We start from the raw sequence: 20,908 nt of genomic DNA on the forward strand, positions 1-20,908 counted from the left end.
CTGAGAATCCAACCCATGGACTTTTCCCGTTTTTTCATCGACAGGCCGATTTTTGCCGCAGTGCTGTCGATTCTGATTTTTATCACAGGGTTAATCGCCATCCCGCTGCTGCCGGTGAGCGAATATCCTGACGTCGTGCCGCCAAGCGTGCAGGTGCGCGCGGAGTACCCGGGCGCCAACCCGAAAGTGATTGCAGAGACCGTGGCGACGCCGCTGGAAGAAGCAATCAACGGCGTTGAAAACATGATGTATATGAAATCCGTCGCGGGTTCCGACGGCGTGCTGGTCACCACCGTCACCTTCCGTCCGGGAACCGACCCGGATCAGGCGCAGGTTCAGGTGCAAAACCGCGTCGCGCAGGCCGAAGCGCGTCTGCCGGAAGACGTGCGGCGTCTGGGTATTACCACCCAGAAACAGTCCCCGACGCTGACGCTGGTGGTGCATCTGTTTTCACCCAACGGTAAGTACGACTCTCTGTATATGCGTAACTACGCCACGCTGAAGGTGAAGGACGAGCTGGCACGCCTGCCCGGCGTTGGTCAGATCCAGATTTTCGGCTCGGGTGAATACGCGATGCGCGTCTGGCTGGATCCCAACAAGGTGGCGGCCCGCGGGCTGACCGCTTCGGATGTGGTCACGGCGATGCAGGAGCAGAACGTGCAGGTATCCGCCGGGCAGCTTGGTGCCGAGCCGCTGCCGAAAGAGAGCGATTTCCTGATCTCCATTAACGCCCAGGGCCGTCTGCATACCGAAGACGAGTTTGGCAATATTGTCCTGAAAACGACGCAGGACGGTACGGTCGTTCGCCTGCGCGACGTTGCGCGTATCGAAATGGGCTCCGGCAGCTATGCGCTACGTTCCCAGTTGAACAACAAAGACGCGGTCGGGATTGGTATCTTCCAGTCTCCGGGGGCGAACGCCATCGATCTGTCTAACGCGGTGCGCGCGAAAATGGACGAACTGTCGACCCGTTTCCCGGAAGATATGAAGTGGGCGGCACCTTACGATCCGACCGTTTTCGTGCGCGACTCCATCCGCGCAGTGGTGCAAACGCTGCTGGAAGCGGTGGTGCTGGTGGTGCTGGTGGTGATCCTGTTCCTGCAAACCTGGCGCGCGTCGATCATACCGCTGATCGCGGTGCCGGTTTCGGTGGTGGGGACCTTCAGCATTCTCTACCTGCTGGGCTTCTCGCTGAATACCCTGAGCTTGTTCGGGCTGGTACTGGCCATTGGTATCGTGGTGGACGACGCCATCGTGGTGGTGGAAAACGTCGAGCGAAACATTGAAGAGGGGCTTGCTCCGCTCGCGGCGGCGCATCAGGCGATGCGGGAAGTGTCCGGGCCGATTATCGCGATTGCGCTGGTGTTGTGCGCAGTGTTTGTGCCGATGGCGTTCCTCTCGGGCGTTACCGGGCAGTTCTACAAGCAGTTTGCGGTAACGATCGCGATTTCCACGGTCATCTCCGCCATTAACTCGCTGACGCTCTCTCCGGCGCTGGCGGCACTGCTGTTAAAACCGCACGGCGCGCCGAAAGATTTCCCGACCCGGCTTATCGATCGTCTGTTCGGCTGGATTTTCCGTCCGTTTAACCGCTTTTTCCACCGCAGCTCGAACGGCTATCAGGGGCTGGTGGGCAAAACGCTCGGCCGACGCGGGGCGGTATTTGTGGTGTATCTGCTGTTGCTCTGTGCCGCAGGCGTCATGTTTAAAGCGGTTCCCGGCGGGTTTATTCCGACGCAGGATAAGCTGTACCTGATTGGCGGTGTGAAGATGCCGGAAGGTTCATCGCTGGCGCGCACTGATGCGGTGATCCGCAAAATGAGCGAAATCGGGATGAATACCGAAGGCGTGGACTACGCGGTCGCGTTCCCGGGGCTGAACGCGCTGCAGTTCACCAATACGCCGAATACGGGGACGGTCTTCTTCGGCCTGAAGCCGTTCGACCAGCGTAAACATACTGCGGCGGAAATTAACGCGGAGATCAACGCGAAAATTGCGCAAATTCAGGAAGGCTTTGGCTTCTCCATCCTGCCGCCACCGATTTTAGGGCTGGGTCAGGGGTCGGGGTATTCCCTGTACATTCAGGATCGCGGTGGTCTGGGTTATGGCGCGCTGCAAAATGCGGTAAACACCATGTCCGGTGCGATTATGCAGACGCCGGGAATGCACTTCCCGATCTCAACCTACCAGGCTAACGTTCCGCAGCTGGACGTGCAGGTTGACCGTGACAAGGCGAAAGCGCAGGGCGTGTCGCTGACCGATCTTTTCGGTACGCTGCAAACCTATCTGGGCTCGTCGTACGTGAATGACTTCAACCAGTTCGGGCGTACCTGGCGCGTGATGGCGCAGGCCGACGGGCAGTTCCGCGACAGCGTGGAAGACATTGCGAATTTACGCACCCGTAATAGCCAGGGTGAAATGGTACCGATTGGCAGTATGGTGAATATCACGACCACCTACGGCCCGGACCCGGTGATTCGCTACAACGGTTACCCGGCGGCGGATCTGATTGGCGATGCCGACCCGCGCGTACTTTCGTCCTCGCAGGCGATGGCGCAGCTGGACGGAATGTCGAAGCAGATCCTGCCGAACGGGATGAACATTGAATGGACGGACCTGAGCTTCCAGCAGGCCACCCAGGGCAATACGGCGCTGATCGTCTTCCCGGTTGCGGTGCTGCTGGCGTTCCTGGTACTGGCGGCGCTTTATGAAAGCTGGACGCTGCCGCTGGCGGTGATCCTCATCGTGCCGATGACCCTGCTCTCCGCGCTGTTTGGCGTCTGGCTGACCGGTGGCGATAACAACGTGTTCGTGCAGGTAGGGCTGGTGGTGCTGATGGGGCTGGCGTGTAAAAACGCGATTCTTATCGTGGAGTTTGCCCGCGAGCTGGAAATTCAGGGCAAAGGCATTATGGAAGCCGCGCTGGAGGCGTGCCGCCTGCGTTTACGCCCGATTGTGATGACCTCCATCGCCTTTATTGCCGGGACCATTCCGCTGATCCTCGGCCACGGCGCGGGCGCAGAAGTGCGCGGCGTTACCGGGATCACGGTCTTCTCCGGGATGCTGGGCGTGACGCTGTTTGGTCTGTTCCTGACGCCGGTGTTTTACGTGACGCTGCGTAAGTTCGTAACGCGCGGCAAAAAAGCGGAAAGAGATGTTCTGCCCGCGTAGAGATGTTGCAGATAATAAAAAACCGCCTTCATAGCAAGGCGGTTTTTTTTGCATTCAAGGAAAGTTAAAGGGCTTCTTTATACTTGGCGATAAGTTCAGGCACCGGATCGCAGCCGCTGGTATCGGCTTTTTTCACTTCTTCCAGCGCGCTTGCCACGGTGTGGCGCGCCAGTACCTGTAACGAAGCCTGCTCCGCTTCTTCGGAGATAGACTTGAAGTACCAGCAGGCGTTAGCGCTGACTACGCAGCGGGCCGGTACGTCAGGACGCGATGCCCACAGCTTTTTATCTTCGATGACGGAAAGGTAGATATCGCGCAGGGTGATCTCTTCCGCCGGGCGTCCAAGATGAATAGAGCCGTTACGGCCAAGCGTGGAGACGATAATACCGTCACGCGTGAGAGGAACCATCAGTTTGCGGATGAAGCTCGGGTTTGCTTCCAGACCGTAGGCCAGAATCGCACTCGTCGAACGTTCACCCAATTGCTCCGCCATTGCTACGCTGAGAACCATCTGCAAAGCTGTCGGGAAGCGGTAATCTAACATTTTTGTATCCTGGGTTGCGGTGAATCTTGTTCTTTTTGGCACCGCAGAGGTGAATAAGCAATAAACAACAATATAACAAATACGGTAATTTTTTTGAAGCAATCTGCGGCATTTGCGATCGAACACCCTGTTCCTGTTTAGCTATACGTGCGGTTCGGGAAGTCAACCGTCACCATCAGGCCAGCTTCTGCGGAAGTACTCAGGTTTACGCTGCTGTTGTGTTGCTGCGCCACCGCTTTAACGATGGCAAGCCCCAGTCCGCTCCCGCTTTGCAGTTGACTGGGATCGCGGAAAAATCGGTCGAACACGCGCTCGCGTAATTCAACCGGAATACCGGGCCCTGCATCGGAAACGCGTAGCCGCGCGGAGCCATCGAATGTGCAGACATCGACCTGAATCCGCCCGCCTTCAGGACTGTACTTCACGGCGTTCTCAATGAGATTATCAATGAGCGACACCAGGCGCTCCCTTACGCCTGAGATCCAGATTTCATCCTCGGCGAAAAATTCCAGCTCAATCCTGCGCGCAGACGCCAGCGGTTCCAGCTCGGCCATTCGCTCTTGAATGAGCGTCGTTAGCGGCACGGGCTCCAGGTCCGTATCAAGGCGTGCTTCACTGTGCATCATCAGCAGCAACTGATTGACGAGACGCGCAGCACGACTGTTGCTGCGAACAATCCCCGCAAGCAATTCCTGTTGGCTCTCGCTGAGTACATACGATTGCAACGCTTCCACGTTGATTCGCATCGCCGCCAGCGGCGTTCGCAGTTCGTGAGCCGCATCGGCAATAAAAACCCGCTCCCTTTCCGCGCTTTCTCGCACCCTGGCAAGAAAGTCGTTAATCGCGTCCACCATCTGGCGAAGCTCCCTGTGTTTTGGTACAGCTTTTAAGGGGGAGAGATCGTCTGGCGTGCGCAATGAAATTTCATTGACCACCGTGTTCCAGGGCCGCATGGCAATGCGGATTGACAGCCACGCGGGGAACAGAAGAAAAGGGAAACAGACCAGCAGCGGCATGACGTAGTAACCGCGCGAGTTGAGGTAGATAAAGAAGTTCCAGCCACCGGCCGGGGTGAAAAGGGTGACCTCCACATCGGAATGAGCGGATTTAAGGGTTCGGCTGGTCCAGGTACGACCGTTGCTCTGAACACGCTGCATTTCCCCAAACCGGGTGTTCGTTACCCCCGTTGGTGCATCAGGCGATGAAAAAATAACCGCGTTATTTCTGCGCACGATGAAGTTGATCGACAGAGCGGGATCTTCGCCGCCGCCATAGCCCTCTCGTAACGCTTTGCTGAAGGCTGTCAGCACGGCGGTACGATCCTGCGGGTGTTCGTCCATCCGCTCGACTAGGGTAAAAAGCGTTTCATAGGTATGACTGCCCGTGAGGATAGGAGGGCTGCGCAGGTCCTCCCACAGAATGAAGGTTAAAAATAGACACCACAGCAGGGTAAGCAGCAGCAACTGGGCGATGATAATTCGGCGTACCAGCGTCGGGCGCCTCAGGTGAAACCACAGGTTTCGCATTAAGTCGTCACCTTCTGAACAGCAACGGTATCAATAACATACCCAACGCCACGCACCGTTCGCACATAGCCGTCTCCGATCTTTCGCCGCAAATTCCCCATATGCACGTCGAGCGCATTACTGAGGTTCTCTTTGTTGCCGAATATCCGTTCTTCCAGAAACCGTCGCGTAATCACGCGGTCCGCACGCAGCATCAGCGTTTCAAGCAGCGCATATTCACTCGCCGTCAGGTCTATGTGGCGTGCGCTCACCGTCACGCGACGCGTCGGTACATGAAGAGATAAGCCTCGAATCTCTATCGCCTCATTCTCGAAACCGTAACTTCGCCGCGCAAGGGCTCTTACCCGCGCCAGCAGTTCGGCGAGAACAAAAGGTTTAACGAGATAGTCGTCTGCACCTGCATCCAGCCCGCACAGGCGATCCTGCAGCGTACCTCGCGCCGTCAGAATGATGACCGGGATCCCCTTAAGCTGCTGGCGTAAGCGCGTCATGAGGCTCATGCCGTCGCCGTCGGGTAGCCCCAGGTCGAGCAAAATAAGTTCTGGCACGCAGACGTCAAGCTGATGCAGCGCATCCTCTTTACGGCGAACCCATATAACGTCAAATCCTTGATCGGCAAGGGCGATACGTACGCCATTGCCCAGATCCAGGTCGTCTTCGATGAGTAGAATTTTCACACTGGTAACTGTATCAACCGTGAATGAAGAACATCTTAAGAAAAAACGGTATCAGGAAATCTGTCCGGTTTACAGCATCCGCGTGCGCTTCAGTGTTTCTTCATTTTCGGCTCATAAGAACCTTAGGGTCAGTATTCAAAATGGGCGTTCTGGCGTTTAACCGCTTGCATCGTCACCATTTGAATCCAGAAGGACTTCTTTAATGAGAAACATCGAACTGCGTCATACGTCCCCACACTTGCTCTCGGGCCGCAGCCTGAAAAACATCGTGCCGGGCATCGTTCTGGCGTTACTGACCACGCCAGTACTGGCGGCAGAGCAGAGCCAGGGTAACGTTTTAACCCTGGGGGGCGGCGTGGACGTCGCGCCACGCTACTCGGGTTCGGATAAAAGCCGCGTCGGTGCGGCGCAGGTGGTGGATTACGCCATGGAAAACGGCTTCTTTATCAGCACCACGCGGGGCGTCGGTTACGGCAACAACATCGGCAACCTGGATTACAGCGCAGCTGTGAGCTATCGAACAGGCCGTAAAGATAAAGACGTGAGCAGCGATTCGATCAGCTCCGGCAGCGACTACCTGCGGGGTATGGGCGACATCAAAGGCTCGGCCATCGTTGTGCCTGGGCTGGGGTATAAGGTGACCGACTGGCTTCATCTGCAGCTGCAGGCTGAGGTTCCGGTTTCTGAGAGAGACAACGGTGAGGCGGTACATTTCGGCATTATCAGCCCGCTCTATACCTCACCAAAAAATGAGGTGACGCTGGCGCTGACCGGCAGCTGGGGATCCGACAAGTATATGCAGACGTACTATGGCGTCAGCGCCGCCCAGTCGAGTGCATCGGGATTTACCCGACATGACGCCGGTGCCGGAATTTATGCGTATTCGCTGAATCTTGACTGGACACACAGGCTCACCTCACGCTGGAGCGTGCTTGCTTCAGCGGGCGCAACACAGCTGACGGGGGATGCGGCCGATAGCCCAATTGTTCAACGTAAAACATCGCCCACGGGGAGTTTGAAGGTGACGTACAGTTTTTGAGGATTGGTTACTTTTGGAGATGAGCGCGCAATAGAGACGAATTCGAGCCGCCCCGGGAAGATGATGGGGCGGCAGTATTTGATGCAAGGAATAGTTATGGGCTATCAAAATTCACTGCGCTGAAGAGGGTCAGTTGATCCTTCATGGATGTATTTAGAACTCCTCTGTTCGTTAGACGGGTAAGGTTTTTCGGGAAGATGGCGGACGGGGGGATAGGTCCGCTGTGAGCGAAAAGCGGACTTAACTTACGTCCACTTTCACAAATAAGAAAAAAATGCTTTATTTTTAAGCAATAAGAACATTTTTATTTACTGAGATCAATTTTACAAATACTTCCCAGTTCTAAATCTTTTTTAACCATTGGCAATAAATCCGGTATGGCATTTATTGATTGTTGCATGTAATTTCTCCCATCATTTACATCCCCTTTCGCACATAATATTTTAGCCGCGTTAATGGCCATATATTTTCTAATTTTATCATTATCACTGCCAATCCTAAGCGCAATGGAAATACTATTCATTGCATCAGTATAATTCCCTGCTCTAAATTGTGCATAAGCTTTTTGATTCCACAAAGAAGCATCTACGGGTGTCATTTGAGTTGCCTGGGAGAATGACTCTGCTGCCTCCAGAAATTTTTTATTGTGCAAATAGTTGAACCCAAGACTCTTGTAATACTCGATGCTGTAAGTCGGTTTATCTTGGCTATCTACTGATTGATTATTGTTTTTTGATAAGCAGTTTGTTTGAACCTTTGCAATCATGATATTTTTCTTTTCTGATGAAGAATAGTAAGCATCAGCATAAGATTTTATTTTTCCAATCGATAGCTCTCCATCTTTCTGGCATTCTTCATAGCTTGTTCTTAAAAAATCAATATCAAGTTTCTGTGAATTCAAACCTTGCTCTGCACTCTTTATGAATAACTCTTTATTTTGTATAGAGAGAATACTTTCCGCGTTTTGTCTCTCGAAAGCAAGTCTTTCATCGTTTTGACTTTTTGTTATCCAAATATTTGCGATTCCCATTGGGAGAGTTGCAATAAAAACCATTATTAATTCAGTTATCTTGATTTTATTTTCAGTGTTCAATGTCGACATTTATTTATCATCCAAGTCTAGATTTTAATTATAACTGTTATCGGCAATAGAGTAATTTTCTTTATTTATAAACCCATTGATGGTGGTATGTGTATATATTTAAGTGGCATATGTAATGTCCGCTCCTGGCACAAAGCGGACATTCTATTCTGACTTGCTTAACCCTCGCCCTCGCAGCATCTGCAACAAAACGTTCGAAAATTCGGGGAAATTTCCGTTTGGCATCACGAAAGCGATGGTTCTGGAACCGGCTACCTTTCTGAGGATCGTCACGGAAGCCATGCCGTCTGAATCTATAGTGACCTCAACTTTGCTGGCGCGCGAAGTACGCTTTGTACCGAAGATGGATACGCGAAACAAAATTCCTTCCCTTAAGAAGGGAGCGGGTGACGGTATTGTGAAACCTGGTCAGGTTAAACTATCGAGGCTACTGTTAAATATCTGCACACAGAAGAACGTATAAATGACTGAGGAATTATACAAAGCTGGATCAGAAGATCTGTCTGAGTTTGTCCCAACGCATTGGGTATACACCTATGACAAAGGCTGGAAGTATGAGTGGTATGCGCACAACAGCAATACCCAGGACTGCCGTATTCATCAGGGGCTTGTCGGGGGCGCTGGATAACAAAAGTCCAGTTATTCGTGACGCGAAAGACCACTAAACCGTTAAATTGGATGGAGAAGCAAAATGTTATTCAGACACTGCGTGCTCATTATTGCCTTAGGTATTGTCGGTTGTACCAACACAAGCAATCTTTCCGGCGATGTTCATTCAGCCTCCACTGCAGGTCGGGTACAGCAGGTATATTACGGCACGCTAGTTCATGTTCGCGCCGTGCAAATTCAGGCGGGTGATGAAAATAATGCCATGGGGGCGGTGGCCGGTGGTGTTCTCGGAGGTCTGGCCGGGAGTACGGTAGGCGGAGGCTCAGGTCGCAGACTGACGACGGCAGCTGGGGCTGTCGCCGGGGGAATGGCTGGGCAGGGCGTACAAGGGCGCATGAATCTTGTCCAGGGCGTAGAGCTTGAGATTCGTCTGGATGACGGACGCATGCTTATGGTAGTGCAACGCCAGGGGCCGACCCGCTTCTCCGCTGGACAACGGGTGGCCATATCATCCGCGGGCGGGCTAACGACGGTGTCACCTCGCTAATTATTCCCCGGGACTCGGGTATCTATGCCTTCATTGATACGCTCAATGATATAAGGGTAGAAGGGGTTTGAAGACTGGCGCATAAGAGAATCAAGTCCGACGATCAGTACCGCGCGTTCTCCACGCGCGGCAAAGGTCCCCAGGCTAATACCGTATTGATTCTGTGGTTCAGGATAACGGCCATACAGGGAGTCTGTCATAGGGAAAGGCAGGGCGACATGAGAGAGTGAGTAAACGTCCGGTAAATAGCGCAGCCCCATTTTTTCAACGATCTGTTCTGTTTTACCCGCTGGAATCGTGCGGATTTCCATCTCTGTGCTGCCCGCGGTGACATTCGTGATTATCGTTGTGTCGTATCGACGTGGGGGCGTAGGGAGTAATCTCGACAGCGCGGTGTAAGAAGATCTCCGCAATAGTGCATTAAACCTGACGGCATGGTTCAAATCGAATAAAACCACTTCGCTGTGATTAACCGGCAAACGATTATATAACGCTGTAATGACCGCTCGGGCACTGACGGTAGAGTCCATTGCCGACTGAAATGTCATTATCGGCGGTAACTGGTCTAGTTTTTTGTTTCGTGAATCAGCCGCAATTTGGGTTTGCAGCGCACTGGTTAGCAGGAAAGACTGCCGGGCGGCATTCGTCGGGAATGAATTAAATTTAAACGGATTGAACTCTGGCATGATGGTTAACCATGCTGCTTTCGCAAACGCGGGCAGAAATGATGGCCAGCCCGCAACACCTGAAAAACGCGCGAAACTGGTAACGCCAATCATCGGTGAAATCAGGATAACGCGCTGAGGTTTTGCCAGACGGGGATCATTAAGAGCGTCCAGCGTGTATTTCATGGCAAGAGCACCGCCATTGGAAAATCCGACAATATGTAGCGGCACATCATTACCCGCTAACTTTTTGGCTTCTCTGACTGCAAGGCGCGTCGCGGCCAGCCAATCCTGCCATGTCACCTTCGTCAAGGCTGCTGGGACCGTACCATGTGCCGGTAATCGGATACCAATAGCAATAAATCCATGCTGACGATAATTCTCTGCAATATGTCGCAGACTGTACGGGGTATCGGTTAAACCATGCAACATCACCACGACACCTTTGGGTTTGGCATCAGGGAACATAATGTAAGAGCGATTCCAGTTAGTCTGGAATCTGTCAGGATAAATGGGACTGCCGGAATAATAGCGATTGAGTTCCGTTTGCTGTTGAGCATCCAGCTTGTCCGTGACATTGAGTTTCACTTCTGTGAAAAGAGAATCCTCAACCTTCAGGTAATGGTTCCAGTCTGCTTTGTCTATTTCGTCAGCATCCATTTCATGAGGAACATAGGTATGCCAGAGTTGCAGATCCGGTCCGCGCTGAATGTCATAAAGACGCAGGCCCATCGCGCCAATGACCAACAAAACAAGGGATAAGACAATACGTTTGAACCATCTTAAGAATTTCAACGTCAGGCTCCTTGTCTGCCGAGGGCGCGTGGTACCTAAAATAATGGCACAGCATTACTCGCGTGGTATGTAAAAGATACACTGTGTTAACTCGTCCCGGGCTTTTCAAAATTTGCCGACTCTTTAAAGGCATCACAGATAATGTCGGGACAGCTCATGCTATAAAATGTATAACTTTTATTTTCACCGACGATAAAGAAGGGATTTCAATGGTTGAGGTTGAGGTAATAAAAATGAAGTATCCAGGCGCAGATGCCTGGCAAATGGGTGACAGCCCGGAACTCGCCAGCGAGCTTGCGGACCTGATCAAAAAAGGGATCAAAACGGCCTCTTGCGGATCTTTTGCCTCTTTCCAGCAGGAGGATTCTGCCCTGAAGATTGGGAGTTATAACATTATTCTTGATGGCCAGAATGTTCCGGTCTGTGTGATCAGACTGGTTTCATTGCGGCTTGTGCGTTTTTGTGATGTGACTGAGGCGTTCGCCCGCAAAGAAGGTGAAGGGGATTTAAGCCTTGAATACTGGCAGAAAGAGCATCAGAGATTTTTCAGCCGCGAAGGTCATTTTTCTGAAGATATGGAGTTGATCGCAGAAGAGTTTGAAGTGGTTGAGATCCTGTAGAACAGAGTAAACGGATTGACGTTCATCAATTTCCATTCATATCAATGTCCGCTTCAGGCACGAAGCCGACAGTCAAAGTAGATATTTTTCATGGTTGTCCGTGCATTTCCCACCGGGCAGAACTCATGTCGTCGTAAACATGCTGGTTAGTAAATGATGGGAATTTTGCTTGCCTGGAGGCTTCAGCTAAAGCACGGCAGTAATCCTTATCTCCACTCTTTATGATGAAATTCTGCAAGGTGCCGTCCATATTGAAATCCAGATGCACATTACATCTTTTCCCACTCCAGGCTCGGGGTTTGGTCAGTGCTGCATCGAGTGCTTTTTTTATACCTGATGCTTGTTCGCCATAAATGTCTTTATCGGTTACTTTTCCTGAACGTTTGTAAGAGCACGAATCAAGAGCGCTTTTCTTCTGGCAATCTTTTGGGGTTAATGGAGTGCAACCAGCAAAGGTTGCTACCATTGCTACCAGCATCAAGATTTTGGTCATGTCTAAGTCCGTTTATGATTTTTCCAAAAGTATCGATACGCACCGATGAATCGGGGCATTATGGCACGAAAATCAGAGAGGGGGGCTTGTTGGCTCATACCCCCCCCAATTTTAAGGGGGGCAGGCTTGAAAATTGCAGGAAAAATCAGCCTGGGCGCAGTAAGATTTACGTTGCGCTGGCTCCCTGAACTCGTCCATAGATCACCAAACCGTTCGCTGTATTGAGCTACGCTTAAATATGAACGTCGGCTAAGAGCGAAAAGCAGACGCTAGTGTTCAACCGTCGTCTACTTAATTTTGCCATTATCCTTTTCAAACGGACGATATTCTTCTGAGAATTACATCGACACATTCTGGTGCTGATAAAATTGCTGTATCTAATTGCAAATGCTCTCGTTCCCATGGTTCATAGTTACGGCGTTGTACTTGTTCCCAGTCAGGGAGGGTTAACCCCGGGATATCTGAGATTCTGTTCTCCACACGATAACGATGCTGTGTCATATCTGAACAGAGTATTTCAACTTCTAAAAACGGAACATTTAACGATATCGCTATATCGCGGAAATTATTACGTATCAGATTGATATCATTAACCGAATCGGTGACAACAGTAGCGCCTAACTGTAGATTTTCACGCGCCAACTCATAAAGAACAAAATAACCCTCAGGGCCAATTTTTTTGTTCTGTTCAGATGCTGAACGAATCGCCTGCTCAACCGTATCAACCCGTAGATACACACCATTAATTTTTTGGGATAACAATTTTGCAACTGTACTTTTACCGCTACCAGGTAAACCATTAAATATAATTAACATAATTTATCCATTGATGGTTGAGCTAAAATTATACCTTTTTATATACACCCTGAGTATTTCTAATATTTGGGAAGTTCTGTATAGATAAACCTTAAATCAGATTTGAGAATTATTACAGTATTTGAACAACGATTGCATTAATCGATGTCCGCTCCTGGCACAAAGCGGCCAGACTCGGCAGATCGGTAACAATTGTCCAACAAAAATGCCAGCAATCCGTTGCCCTGGAAAGTTATCCGATAACATCCGCTCCTTGGGATAAAGAAAATATCTGCTACCGATTCACTTCTTGCTTTTCCTCCGCGGCTAAGCTTGCTCTCAGCACGAGATAACCGGGTGGGGCAGTGCGGTCACTGCTGCAACACGCCACTGACCAACAGGGTGAAAACCTCAATCGCTTTGGGCAATGCCTGCTTCGGATCGTCACTCGCGGCCACCCACTGGGCGGCATTCAGTGCGGCACCATTTAATAACCAGGCGGTGGCATCAACGTCTACCGGTTTGATGACGCCACGTTCAATCAGGTCTGAAAGGCTTTCGCGAGTGGCGTCGAGGCAGGTATTCTGACTTGGCCATTTTGTCGGATCCCCAAGAAAAGCTGGGCCATCAAGCAGAACGATACGCCGGACTTCTTCATCCAGCGCCATCTTGATATAAGCTATCCCTTCGGCCAGAAGCTTTTGCTGGTCATCACTGGACTGCGCCGCTGCATGTTTGGCGCCTTGCGCCATTTCAGAATCAATCTGGGTCACCACCGCGGCAAGTAACCCTTTTTTATCCCCAAAATTATGGTAGAGGGCGCCACGCGTCAGGCCGACGCTGGCGGTCAAATCATCCATCGAAGCTGCCGCAAACCCCTTTTCAGCGAAGGCTTTTCGTGCAGCCGCAATCAACTTTGTGCGGGTTTCTTCCATCGTTTCGGCGCGGCGTTTGGCTGCCATAAGGGTTCCTTATCCTGTACGCCGCGCAGGATGTTTGACATACGCGGCGTATGTGTGATTAAGTTGACATACGCCGCGTATCTTAATTCATTTATGGATGCCACGCATCCGCTGTTGCACATCCAAAGAAAGGATATGTTATGAACCAACCGAAACCTGTTTTCCCTGCAAATCGCCACGCACTCTATGAACAGCATGGTTATTCCGCAGCGATCCGCTCTGGTGATTTACTGTTTGTTTCCGGACAGGTGGGTAGCCGGGAGGACGGTACACCCGAGCCCGACTTTACTACGCAGGTAGAGCGTGCTTTCGAGAATCTCAAGGCTACGCTCGTCGCCGCGGGATGCACGTTTGACGATCTTATCGATGTGACCACCTTTCATACCGATCCGGAGAATCAATTTCCAGCCATTATGAAGGTGAAAAGCGGCATTTTCCCGAAGCCCCCGTATCCGAACTGGACAGCCGTGGGGGTTAACTGGCTTGCAGGATTTGATTTTGAGATAAAGGTTATCGCCCGCATTCCTGAACATTAAGAAGGCAAACGATGCACAGAGATATCAAGAGAAACGATATCTCACCGATCCGTAATGGCCACTCTTAACTGTTTTTGGATTCTGTCATTAGCAGCCTGACAATTCTGTCTATCATAAAAGGCGCAGCCTGATTAAGCTCCCGATCGCTTAATAGCTTCGCGGCAACGCTTAATGCGAAACGGCGAACGGCATCATTGTTCTCTACGCACGCCGTGCGGCCGCGATCTTCATTCGCGTGAATGACGTTGGATAATTCGCGAACGTTACGTACTGGAGCCGCCGGGCTGTGCCTGTCCGGAAAAGGGATAACTGCCATACACTCTCCACTACAGGGATATGTTTTGAAGTGAAACCATCCTAGTAGTAGGATGGGGTGGTGTCAATAATATCAGGCGGCTTTTTCCCGTTGGCCCTTTGCGGGCCCGGCTATTTGACATTCCTGTTGCCGCTCAGTAGGTTGTCCCGGCGGGACGCGCCTGTCACAGACAGCACATTTTTTCACTGGATTGAACACTGGAGCGTGAAATGATCGAACGTTCGCCGAAAGCGCGCGAAATTATGGCAAATACGAGGCAGCTGCTCACAACGGGTGGGTACAAAAGCTTTAGCTATGCCGATCTTGCGGAGCGCGTGGGTATCCGCAAAGCCAGTATCCACCATCATTTTCCGGGCAAAGAAGATTTAGTCAAAGCTGTAGTGCAGGAATACCGCGCAGAAGCACGGAGTGGCATGGAAGCGATGGATCGGCAAACAAACGATCCCCTGACCAAAGTGAAAGGCTATGCTGATTTCTGGTCGGCCTGTATTAAAGAGGGGGCTTCACCTTTTTGTATCTGTGTGATGCTGGCCGTTGAACTTCCGACATTACCTGCGGATATTGCCGCAGAAGTGACCGGCCATTTTAACGATCTCTCTGACTGGCTGACCGCAGTACTGAGTGCCGGCGAAGCGCAAGGCGTTTTCACTCTCAGCGAAAGTGCCGAAGTCGAAGCCAGGGCTCTCATGGCGGGCATGCATGGTGCCATGCTCGCAGCGCGGGCATTTAATAATCCGCACGTCTTTGAGCAGATTGCCTATCCACTGATCGATAAGGTTCTCACCGCAGCCTGAAGAACGCCCGGTTATTGACCGGGCTGTGCCTGTTTTCAACACGTCTTTCGCTTTCCTGCGCCTTGACGATCCTTTTGTAACGGTTAGCGTAAAACATATTGATCTTTTATCTACCTACTAGTAGGTTTGTTGTCGGGTGAGGCATGCTACGCTGCTTCGTTTGTTAAATATGCCAGGTTAAGAGGTCTATATGTCCGACACTATCCACCACGGGAATCAGCAGAACTGGCTACAACAGTATTATTTTATCCGGACGGCTTTCTCTGTTTTATGGGTTATTGCCGTGTTCACCGCTGGCCTGTCTTCGCCTGTTGGCGCATCGATTTTGCTCATTCTTTACCCCGCATGGGATGCAATGGCGAATTATATTGATGCAAGAAAAAGCGGGGGGTTTGGCCGCAACCGGATGCAGACCGTTAATATTATCGTTAGCGTTATAACAACGCTGGCCGTCGTGTTGGCTCTTAAAAGCAATATAAATGATGTCATTCGGGTATTCGGCTGCTGGGCGATATTATCCGGTCTGCTGCAGCTGGGCGCGGCAACACAGCGCTGGAAACATTATGGTGCGCAATGGAGCATGATATTAAGTGGCGCACAGTCTGCACTTGCAGGCGCGTTTTTTATCTATCAGGCCCGGACGCCTGAGCCACCGTCAATAGCAAATATCGCGGGGTATGCTGCGTTTGGTGCCGTCTATTTTTGCCTGTCAGCCCTGACGTTAACATTCCGACAAAAAAGAGAAGCGAAACGGTCATGCTGATTTCAGGCACGACGCGTCATCACCCCCTGCACGTTTCGTTTTGACATATCGTGAGCAGAATGAGTTAACAATATGAACAGTAAAGTACATTTAAACAGACAAACGGTTGTACGTCTGGCGCTGGTCGGCATTATTCCCCTGATCCTTTTTTTATTATTCCTGTGGACTGGCGGTTGGCTGACGCCTCAACGTCTGACGTCGGATAAGCTCGTTGATGTATTACAGCAGTCGGGTGGAGTACATAAAGGCTATCGCCGTAATCATGCTAAAGGCATGTGTGTGCTGGGCTCGTTTATCTCAAACGGGAATGCCAGTGTGCTTTCACGTGCCTCCCTGTTCAGTAAAGGTGAAACCGCTGTCACAGGACGTTTTGCCATTGCGGGCGGGAACCCGGCTGCACCGGATTATGCCGTGCCCGTTCGGAGTATGGCGCTCTCCTTTCAGCAGTCGAATGGTGAGCAGTGGCGCACCGGTATGAACGCCATGCCATTTTTCCCCGTCAGTTCCGTTGAGAGTTTCTATGAACTCCAGACGGCCACCCTGCCGGATGCCGCAACCGGAAAACCTAACCCGGAAAAATTACGTTCCTTTGTCATGAACCATCCGGAAATAAAACCGTTTTTTGCGTGGGCAAAGCAATACACACCCTCCTCAAGCTGGGCCAGCGATCGCTTTAACAGCCTGAATGCTTTTCGCCTGATTGATAAGGCAGGCCATGAACAACTGGTGCGCTGGAGCATGGTGCCTCATGCCGGATTTACTCCCATAAGCGACGCCGATAAGCAGGATAGCGATTTCCTGCAACAGGATCTTCAGCATCGTCTGGAGCAGGGCGCGCTGAAATGGGATTTAGTGTTCACGCTTGCTCAGGCAGGTGATAAAGGCGACGACGCCACCAGGGCATGGCCTGCCGACAGGAAAACGATTAATGCCGGAACGTTAGTCTTAAACAAGGCTATCCCTCAACAGCAGGGACCCTGTAATGACATCAACTATGACCCGTTGATTTTACCCGACGGTATGGCACCGTCCGCTGACCCGATACTTAACGCACGCTCATCGGCTTATGCCAAATCCTATAACCTGCGCACCCATGAACAGGCGCAACAGAAGGGAGAGACGTTATGAAACAGGCCGTCTATTTTCATCCGGCTCTGCGCGTCCTGCACTGGCTGATGGCCGCAGCCATTCTCATGATGTTGTTTATCGGTGTTGCGATGGTCTCGACCGTCTCCTCCGCGCACAGCCTGCTGGTGTCGATCCACAAGCCTCTCGGGGTGATGATATTGCTTCTGGTCATTGTGCGATTATGGCTGCGATTCACGACGGCCAAGCCCGCGTTGCCAGCGTCCATTCCGGCCTGGCAGCGCGGTATGGCCCATCTCTCGCATTGGATGCTCTATCTGATGATGGTGGCCCAGCCGCTGATAGGCTGGGCAATGCTCTCAGCAGCAGGGTATCCCGTCACGCTGGGTAACGGCATCGTTCTGCCGCCGATCGTGGACATCAGTAATGATCGGTATGCGATACTGCGGCCACTTCATACCTGGGTTGCTCTGGCGTTATTCGCGATGATAATGCTTCACCTTGCCGCTGCGCTGCTTCACGCTTTCGTACTGCGTGACGGCGTCTTCAGCAGTATGACTGGTTACCGTAAACCCTAGGCTCACGCTGTCGCCATGGCGGGATCGGCAAGCATCGTATCGGCGATATCCATCATGACCCGCAGGCGATCCATATGCCGGAGGTCGGAGTGATACCCTACCCAGATATCTTTGGACGGCGGTGGCTCCGGCATGCTGATGGCCTGCAACCCGGTGATGGCATCACCCAATGGACGCGGTAACACGGCGATGCCCATCCCCCGGCTGCACATCTGCGCCTGCACGGCCCGGCTAGTGCTGGTGAAGACGCGCGGGGAATGTGGGAACCTGTCCAGCAGCCAGGCCACGTCAGAAAAGTGGGATTGGGCCGTATTCATCAGAATCAGCCCCACTGCGGCCGGGTCGTGTCGGGCGATATCGGCGATGTCTGGCGTTCCGTAAAGCGCATAGGGGATGCGCATCAGGCGGCGCTGGACAATATCGGGTTCGGTAAAGGGCACGATGCGAAACGCAATGTCGGCATCACGTCGCGACAGATTGAGTAAGCGGTAGCTCGCGATAAGTTCAGGGACAATCGCCGGATGACGACGCGTCAGCTCGCTCAGGACAGGTGCCAGAACATAGTTAGCAAACCACTCTGCTGACGATATCCGTAAGAGGCCTTCAAGACGGTCGTGATTACCTGCCAGGCGTCGTTCCATCGCCAGCGCGGAGTTTTCCACCGCTTCTGCCAGCTTCAGAACCCTGTCGCCCGCGTCGGTCAGGACGAGGCCCTCCTTGGTCCGGCGAAAGAGGGCTTGCTGAGCCTCATCCTCAAGCGCCTTTATCCGACGACCCACCGTAGGATGGCTCACGCCAAGGCTTCGGGCCGCTTCGCCGAAAGAGCGCTTACGCATAACTGCAAGAAATACCCGGACATCACCCCATTCCATGTCAGTCTCACACCGTACAAAAATGAACATTGAATATACAAAAGTGGCAGTTCTAAAACAACTTTGTCGATATCAATATGATCTTCTCAACCACACCGCCACGGGCGGCTAATCAGGAAGCTGAAGACATGAACAAATTAAAAGACAAAGTTGCCATCGTCACCGGTGGCTCCAAAGGTATCGGAGCTGGCATTGCTCGTCATCTGGCGGCTGACGGCGCGAAGGTCATTGTTAATTACGCCTCAAGCAGAAGCGATGCGGATAAGGTCGTTGCCGATATCGAAGCCGCGGGTGGAAAGGCCATGGCGGTTGCGGCGGACATCACCTGCCAGACCGAGGTTGAGGCGCTGATCAACGCGGCTGTAAGCCATTACGGGCGGCTGGACATTGTGGTGAACAATGCAGGCGTTTATGCCTTCGCGAGGATTGAAGAGAGCACCGAGGCGCTGTTTCGCAGGCAGTTTGATATCAACGTGCTGGGCCCGTTGCTGGTGGCTGGGGCGGCTGCACCGCATCTGACAAAAGGCAGCAGCATCATCAATATCAGCTCATTCGTCACCCGCGTCTTTATTCCTGAGAGCGCCATCTACAGCGGCACCAAGGGCGCGATTGACGCCATTACCGGCGTACTCTCACGCGAACTCGGCCCGCGCGGCATTCGCGTCAACGCGGTCAATCCCGGCCTTATCGAAACGGAAGGGAGTCATAGCGCGGGCGCGATGAACTCGGATTTCCAGACATGGAATGAAAGCCAGACGCCGCTTGGCCGCATCGGCCAGGTGCAGGATGTGGCCCCGATTGTTTCATTTCTCGCCTCAGACGACGCGGCCTGGGTGACCGGCGAGGTGATTCTGGCCTCTGGCGGCATGCGTTGAGCTAAGCCATGCGGCGGCCGCCGACAATCCACAATAATGTCTCTTAACGGGGCACGGAACCGTTATCTATGGAGTGTTCTATGTCGACACATACCCTCACGCAAGCCGAGCCCCGTCGCTGGGCAATGTTTATTATCCTGCTGGTTGGCGCATTTTTGCCTCCGCTCGATTTTTTTATTGTCAATGTGGCACTGCCTGCAATTCAGGGCGAGCTGAGCGCCACGTCCTCTGCTGAACAGCTCGTCATTTCGTCCTATGCTGCCGTTTACTCGGTAACATTAATCACCGGCGGACGGTTGGGGGATATTTACGGTCGCGGGAAGATGTTTTTTCTGGGGCTCATCGGTTTTTCTGCGGCATCGCTGTTGTGCGGTTTAGCCTGGTCACCGTGGGTTCTGATAACCGGACGCATATTACAGGGCGCCACGGCCGCGATTATGGCTCCCCAGGCGCTGGCTTCCGTTCAGGCTATTTTTCCGGAGGCGGAAAAACCGCTCGCGCTGAGTATCTATGGCGCGGTGTTTGGTCTGGCTTCCGTTATCGGGCAGGTATTGGGCGGAGCCCTGCTTTCAGCGGATCTGTTTCATCTGGGATGGCGGGTTATTTTTCTGGTTAACCTGCCGGTGGCGATGCTGGTCATTCTTTTTGGACTGCCGCTGCTAAAAGAGACGCGTGCGCAATCTGCACAGCGTCTGGATCCCGTCGGAATGCTGCTGGCAACCGTCACGCTGAGTGCGCTGATTGTGCCGTTAATTGAAGGCCGCGAGGCGGGATGGCCCTGGTGGACGTGGCTGTCATTTCTTGCTGTGCCTCTGCTGGCCAGGCTGCTGTGGCGTTATGAGCGGCATCTTAGCCAGAGCGGTGGTTCACCGCTGCTCGATCCTTCCGTGCTGCACGCGCCAGGGCTGGGGCGGGGGCTCACAGTCGTTTTGCTGTTTTATTCGATTGGTGCCTTCTTTCTGTTATTTTCTGTTTATCTCCAGGATGCGTTGCATATAAACGCCCTGACGGCGGGACTGATTTTTCTGCCCTTTGGCATCGGCTTTCTGATCGGACCGTTGCTGACGCCGTACCTGAGGCGTTTTGTCGGAAATTACTTAAGCGCCATCGGGATGGGCTGCGAGACGGTGGGGCTGGCAGTCCTTGCGTGGCTGGTTGCCCACACGCTGACAGGGCGCCCGCCAGCCATGTTGCCGCTCGCGGCACTGCTTTTTGTTACCGGTCTTGGACAGGGGCTGGCGATGCCGACGCTGGTGCGCATGGTGACAGGCCGCGTGGCGCCCGCGTTCTCAGGCACGATCGCTGGCGTGACCAGCTCGACTCTGCAAATCAGCACCGCGCTGAGCGTTGCCATCATCGGCGGCATTTTTTACAGCATGTTAGACGCTGGAAAAAGTGAAGCCACTATCACGCATGCCTTTGTCGTCTCCCTTCTGACAATGGCGGTATGCCTTGCCATAGGCGCAGGACTCAGCGTCCGGCTTATCAGGTATGCTTCGTGGGGACGTTTTCCTGAGCATAAATCAACGTGTTAAAAGAGACA

At 52.5% G+C, this 20,908-nt stretch carries 22 protein-coding genes; 12 read left to right on the plus strand and 10 right to left on the minus strand.

The genetic code is table 11. From position 1 onward, the window contains the following. The first annotated feature begins 15 nt into the window (after positions 1-15). Complete coding sequence (gene oqxB / locus EXW94_RS03160; protein WP_174339455.1) at positions 16-3,171, plus strand: multidrug efflux RND transporter permease subunit OqxB; 3,156 nt, start codon at positions 16-18, stop codon at positions 3,169-3,171. Positions 3,172-3,235: 64 nt separating this feature from the next. Here oqxB and EXW94_RS03165 read toward each other — a convergent pair whose 3' ends face one another. The 3 genes from EXW94_RS03165 to EXW94_RS03175 all read right to left on the minus strand — a co-directional run bounded on the left by EXW94_RS03165 (position 3,236) and on the right by EXW94_RS03175 (position 5,918). After that, positions 3,236-3,715, minus strand: a complete 480-nt coding sequence (locus tag EXW94_RS03165; RefSeq protein ID WP_010430601.1) for an Rrf2 family transcriptional regulator — start codon at positions 3,713-3,715, stop codon at positions 3,236-3,238. Positions 3,716-3,852: 137 nt separating this feature from the next. Next, positions 3,853-5,241: a HAMP domain-containing sensor histidine kinase gene (locus tag EXW94_RS03170; protein ID WP_174339456.1), complete on the minus strand. Its 1,389-nt coding sequence runs from the start codon at positions 5,239-5,241 to the stop codon at positions 3,853-3,855. Then, on the minus strand, positions 5,241-5,918 hold the full coding sequence (locus EXW94_RS03175; protein ID WP_148399407.1) for a response regulator: 678 nt from the start codon (positions 5,916-5,918) through the stop codon (positions 5,241-5,243). Before EXW94_RS03175 ends, EXW94_RS03170 begins: the two co-directional genes overlap by 1 nt. A gap of 202 nt (positions 5,919-6,120) precedes the next feature. On the opposite strand from EXW94_RS03175, the gene EXW94_RS03180 reads away from it, so the two are divergent. Continuing rightward, positions 6,121-6,957: a MipA/OmpV family protein gene (locus tag EXW94_RS03180; RefSeq protein ID WP_174339457.1), complete on the plus strand. Its 837-nt coding sequence runs from the start codon at positions 6,121-6,123 to the stop codon at positions 6,955-6,957. Positions 6,958-7,261: 304 nt separating this feature from the next. On the opposite strand, the gene EXW94_RS03185 is transcribed toward EXW94_RS03180, so the two are convergent. Then, entirely contained in the window at positions 7,262-8,059 is a 798-nt protein-coding gene (locus EXW94_RS03185) for a tetratricopeptide repeat protein (protein WP_010430611.1), read from the minus strand. Between the two features lie 463 nt (positions 8,060-8,522). Here EXW94_RS03185 and EXW94_RS03190 point away from each other — a divergent pair, with 463 nt between their 5' ends. Further along, positions 8,523-8,687 carry a phenolic acid decarboxylase gene (locus tag EXW94_RS03190; protein ID WP_010430617.1) on the plus strand — a complete coding sequence of 55 codons (165 nt, stop codon included), beginning with the start codon at positions 8,523-8,525 and terminating at the stop codon, positions 8,685-8,687. A 63-nt stretch (positions 8,688-8,750) separates the two neighbouring features. Then, positions 8,751-9,215 carry a glycine zipper 2TM domain-containing protein gene (locus EXW94_RS03195; protein ID WP_010430618.1) on the plus strand — a complete coding sequence of 155 codons (465 nt, stop codon included), beginning with the start codon at positions 8,751-8,753 and terminating at the stop codon, positions 9,213-9,215. On the opposite strand, the gene EXW94_RS03200 is transcribed toward EXW94_RS03195, so the two are convergent. Next, on the minus strand, positions 9,212-10,612 hold the full coding sequence (locus EXW94_RS03200; RefSeq protein WP_254797814.1) for a carboxylesterase: 1,401 nt from the start codon (positions 10,610-10,612) through the stop codon (positions 9,212-9,214). The two genes, EXW94_RS03195 and EXW94_RS03200, sit on opposite strands and share 4 nt — an antisense overlap. Positions 10,613-10,884: 272 nt before the next feature. Here EXW94_RS03200 and EXW94_RS03205 point away from each other — a divergent pair, with 272 nt between their 5' ends. Further along, positions 10,885-11,295, plus strand: coding sequence for an ASCH domain-containing protein (locus EXW94_RS03205; protein ID WP_174339930.1), 411 nt, complete (start codon positions 10,885-10,887; stop codon positions 11,293-11,295). Positions 11,296-11,383: 88 nt separating this feature from the next. Here the strand turns inward: EXW94_RS03205 and EXW94_RS03210 are convergent, their stop codons facing one another. The 3 genes from EXW94_RS03210 to EXW94_RS03220 form a co-directional block, all read right to left on the minus strand. Continuing rightward, positions 11,384-11,788 carry a cell envelope integrity TolA C-terminal domain-containing protein gene (locus tag EXW94_RS03210; protein ID WP_174339459.1) on the minus strand — a complete coding sequence of 135 codons (405 nt, stop codon included), beginning with the start codon at positions 11,786-11,788 and terminating at the stop codon, positions 11,384-11,386. Positions 11,789-12,100: 312 nt separating this feature from the next. Next, complete coding sequence (locus EXW94_RS03215; RefSeq protein ID WP_010430625.1) at positions 12,101-12,604, minus strand: AAA family ATPase; 504 nt, start codon at positions 12,602-12,604, stop codon at positions 12,101-12,103. A 350-nt stretch (positions 12,605-12,954) separates the two neighbouring features. Then, positions 12,955-13,545 (minus strand): TetR/AcrR family transcriptional regulator, encoded by a 591-nt coding sequence (locus EXW94_RS03220; RefSeq protein ID WP_174339460.1) that lies wholly within the window; start codon positions 13,543-13,545, stop codon positions 12,955-12,957. 140 nt (positions 13,546-13,685) lie between these two features. On the opposite strand from EXW94_RS03220, the gene EXW94_RS03225 reads away from it, so the two are divergent. Then, a complete protein-coding gene (locus EXW94_RS03225) occupies positions 13,686-14,081 on the plus strand; it encodes a RidA family protein (protein WP_174339461.1) in 396 nt (131 codons plus the stop codon). Positions 14,082-14,145: 64 nt separating this feature from the next. Here the strand turns inward: EXW94_RS03225 and EXW94_RS03230 are convergent, their stop codons facing one another. Further along, entirely contained in the window at positions 14,146-14,397 is a 252-nt protein-coding gene (locus EXW94_RS03230) for a hypothetical protein (protein ID WP_120158759.1), read from the minus strand. Between the two features lie 209 nt (positions 14,398-14,606). On the opposite strand from EXW94_RS03230, the gene EXW94_RS03235 reads away from it, so the two are divergent. From EXW94_RS03235 to EXW94_RS03250, 4 genes are all read left to right on the plus strand, one after another. Further along, positions 14,607-15,191, plus strand: a complete 585-nt coding sequence (locus tag EXW94_RS03235; protein WP_120158758.1) for a TetR/AcrR family transcriptional regulator — start codon at positions 14,607-14,609, stop codon at positions 15,189-15,191. A gap of 190 nt (positions 15,192-15,381) precedes the next feature. Then, positions 15,382-15,954: a hypothetical protein gene (locus EXW94_RS03240; RefSeq protein ID WP_108416934.1), complete on the plus strand. Its 573-nt coding sequence runs from the start codon at positions 15,382-15,384 to the stop codon at positions 15,952-15,954. Between the two features lie 72 nt (positions 15,955-16,026). Then, positions 16,027-17,082 (plus strand): catalase family peroxidase, encoded by a 1,056-nt coding sequence (locus tag EXW94_RS03245; protein WP_174339462.1) that lies wholly within the window; start codon positions 16,027-16,029, stop codon positions 17,080-17,082. Continuing rightward, positions 17,079-17,618 (plus strand): cytochrome b, encoded by a 540-nt coding sequence (locus EXW94_RS03250; RefSeq protein ID WP_108416936.1) that lies wholly within the window; start codon positions 17,079-17,081, stop codon positions 17,616-17,618. Before EXW94_RS03245 ends, EXW94_RS03250 begins: the two co-directional genes overlap by 4 nt. 2 nt (positions 17,619-17,620) lie before the next feature. On the opposite strand, the gene EXW94_RS03255 is transcribed toward EXW94_RS03250, so the two are convergent. Further along, positions 17,621-18,490 carry a LysR family transcriptional regulator gene (locus tag EXW94_RS03255; RefSeq protein ID WP_108416937.1) on the minus strand — a complete coding sequence of 290 codons (870 nt, stop codon included), beginning with the start codon at positions 18,488-18,490 and terminating at the stop codon, positions 17,621-17,623. Positions 18,491-18,618: 128 nt separating this feature from the next. On the opposite strand from EXW94_RS03255, the gene EXW94_RS03260 reads away from it, so the two are divergent. After that, the gene (locus EXW94_RS03260; protein ID WP_108416938.1) at positions 18,619-19,365 is read left to right on the plus strand and encodes a glucose 1-dehydrogenase; all 747 of its coding nucleotides are present in this window, start codon (positions 18,619-18,621) and stop codon (positions 19,363-19,365) included. An 80-nt stretch (positions 19,366-19,445) separates the two neighbouring features. Then, positions 19,446-20,900, plus strand: coding sequence for an MFS transporter (locus EXW94_RS03265; RefSeq protein ID WP_174339463.1), 1,455 nt, complete (start codon positions 19,446-19,448; stop codon positions 20,898-20,900). Positions 20,901-20,908 lie beyond the last annotated feature (8 nt).

This window comes from Enterobacter sp. JMULE2 (genome assembly GCF_013337145.1).
Classification (GTDB): Bacteria; Pseudomonadota; Gammaproteobacteria; order Enterobacterales; family Enterobacteriaceae; genus Enterobacter; species Enterobacter mori.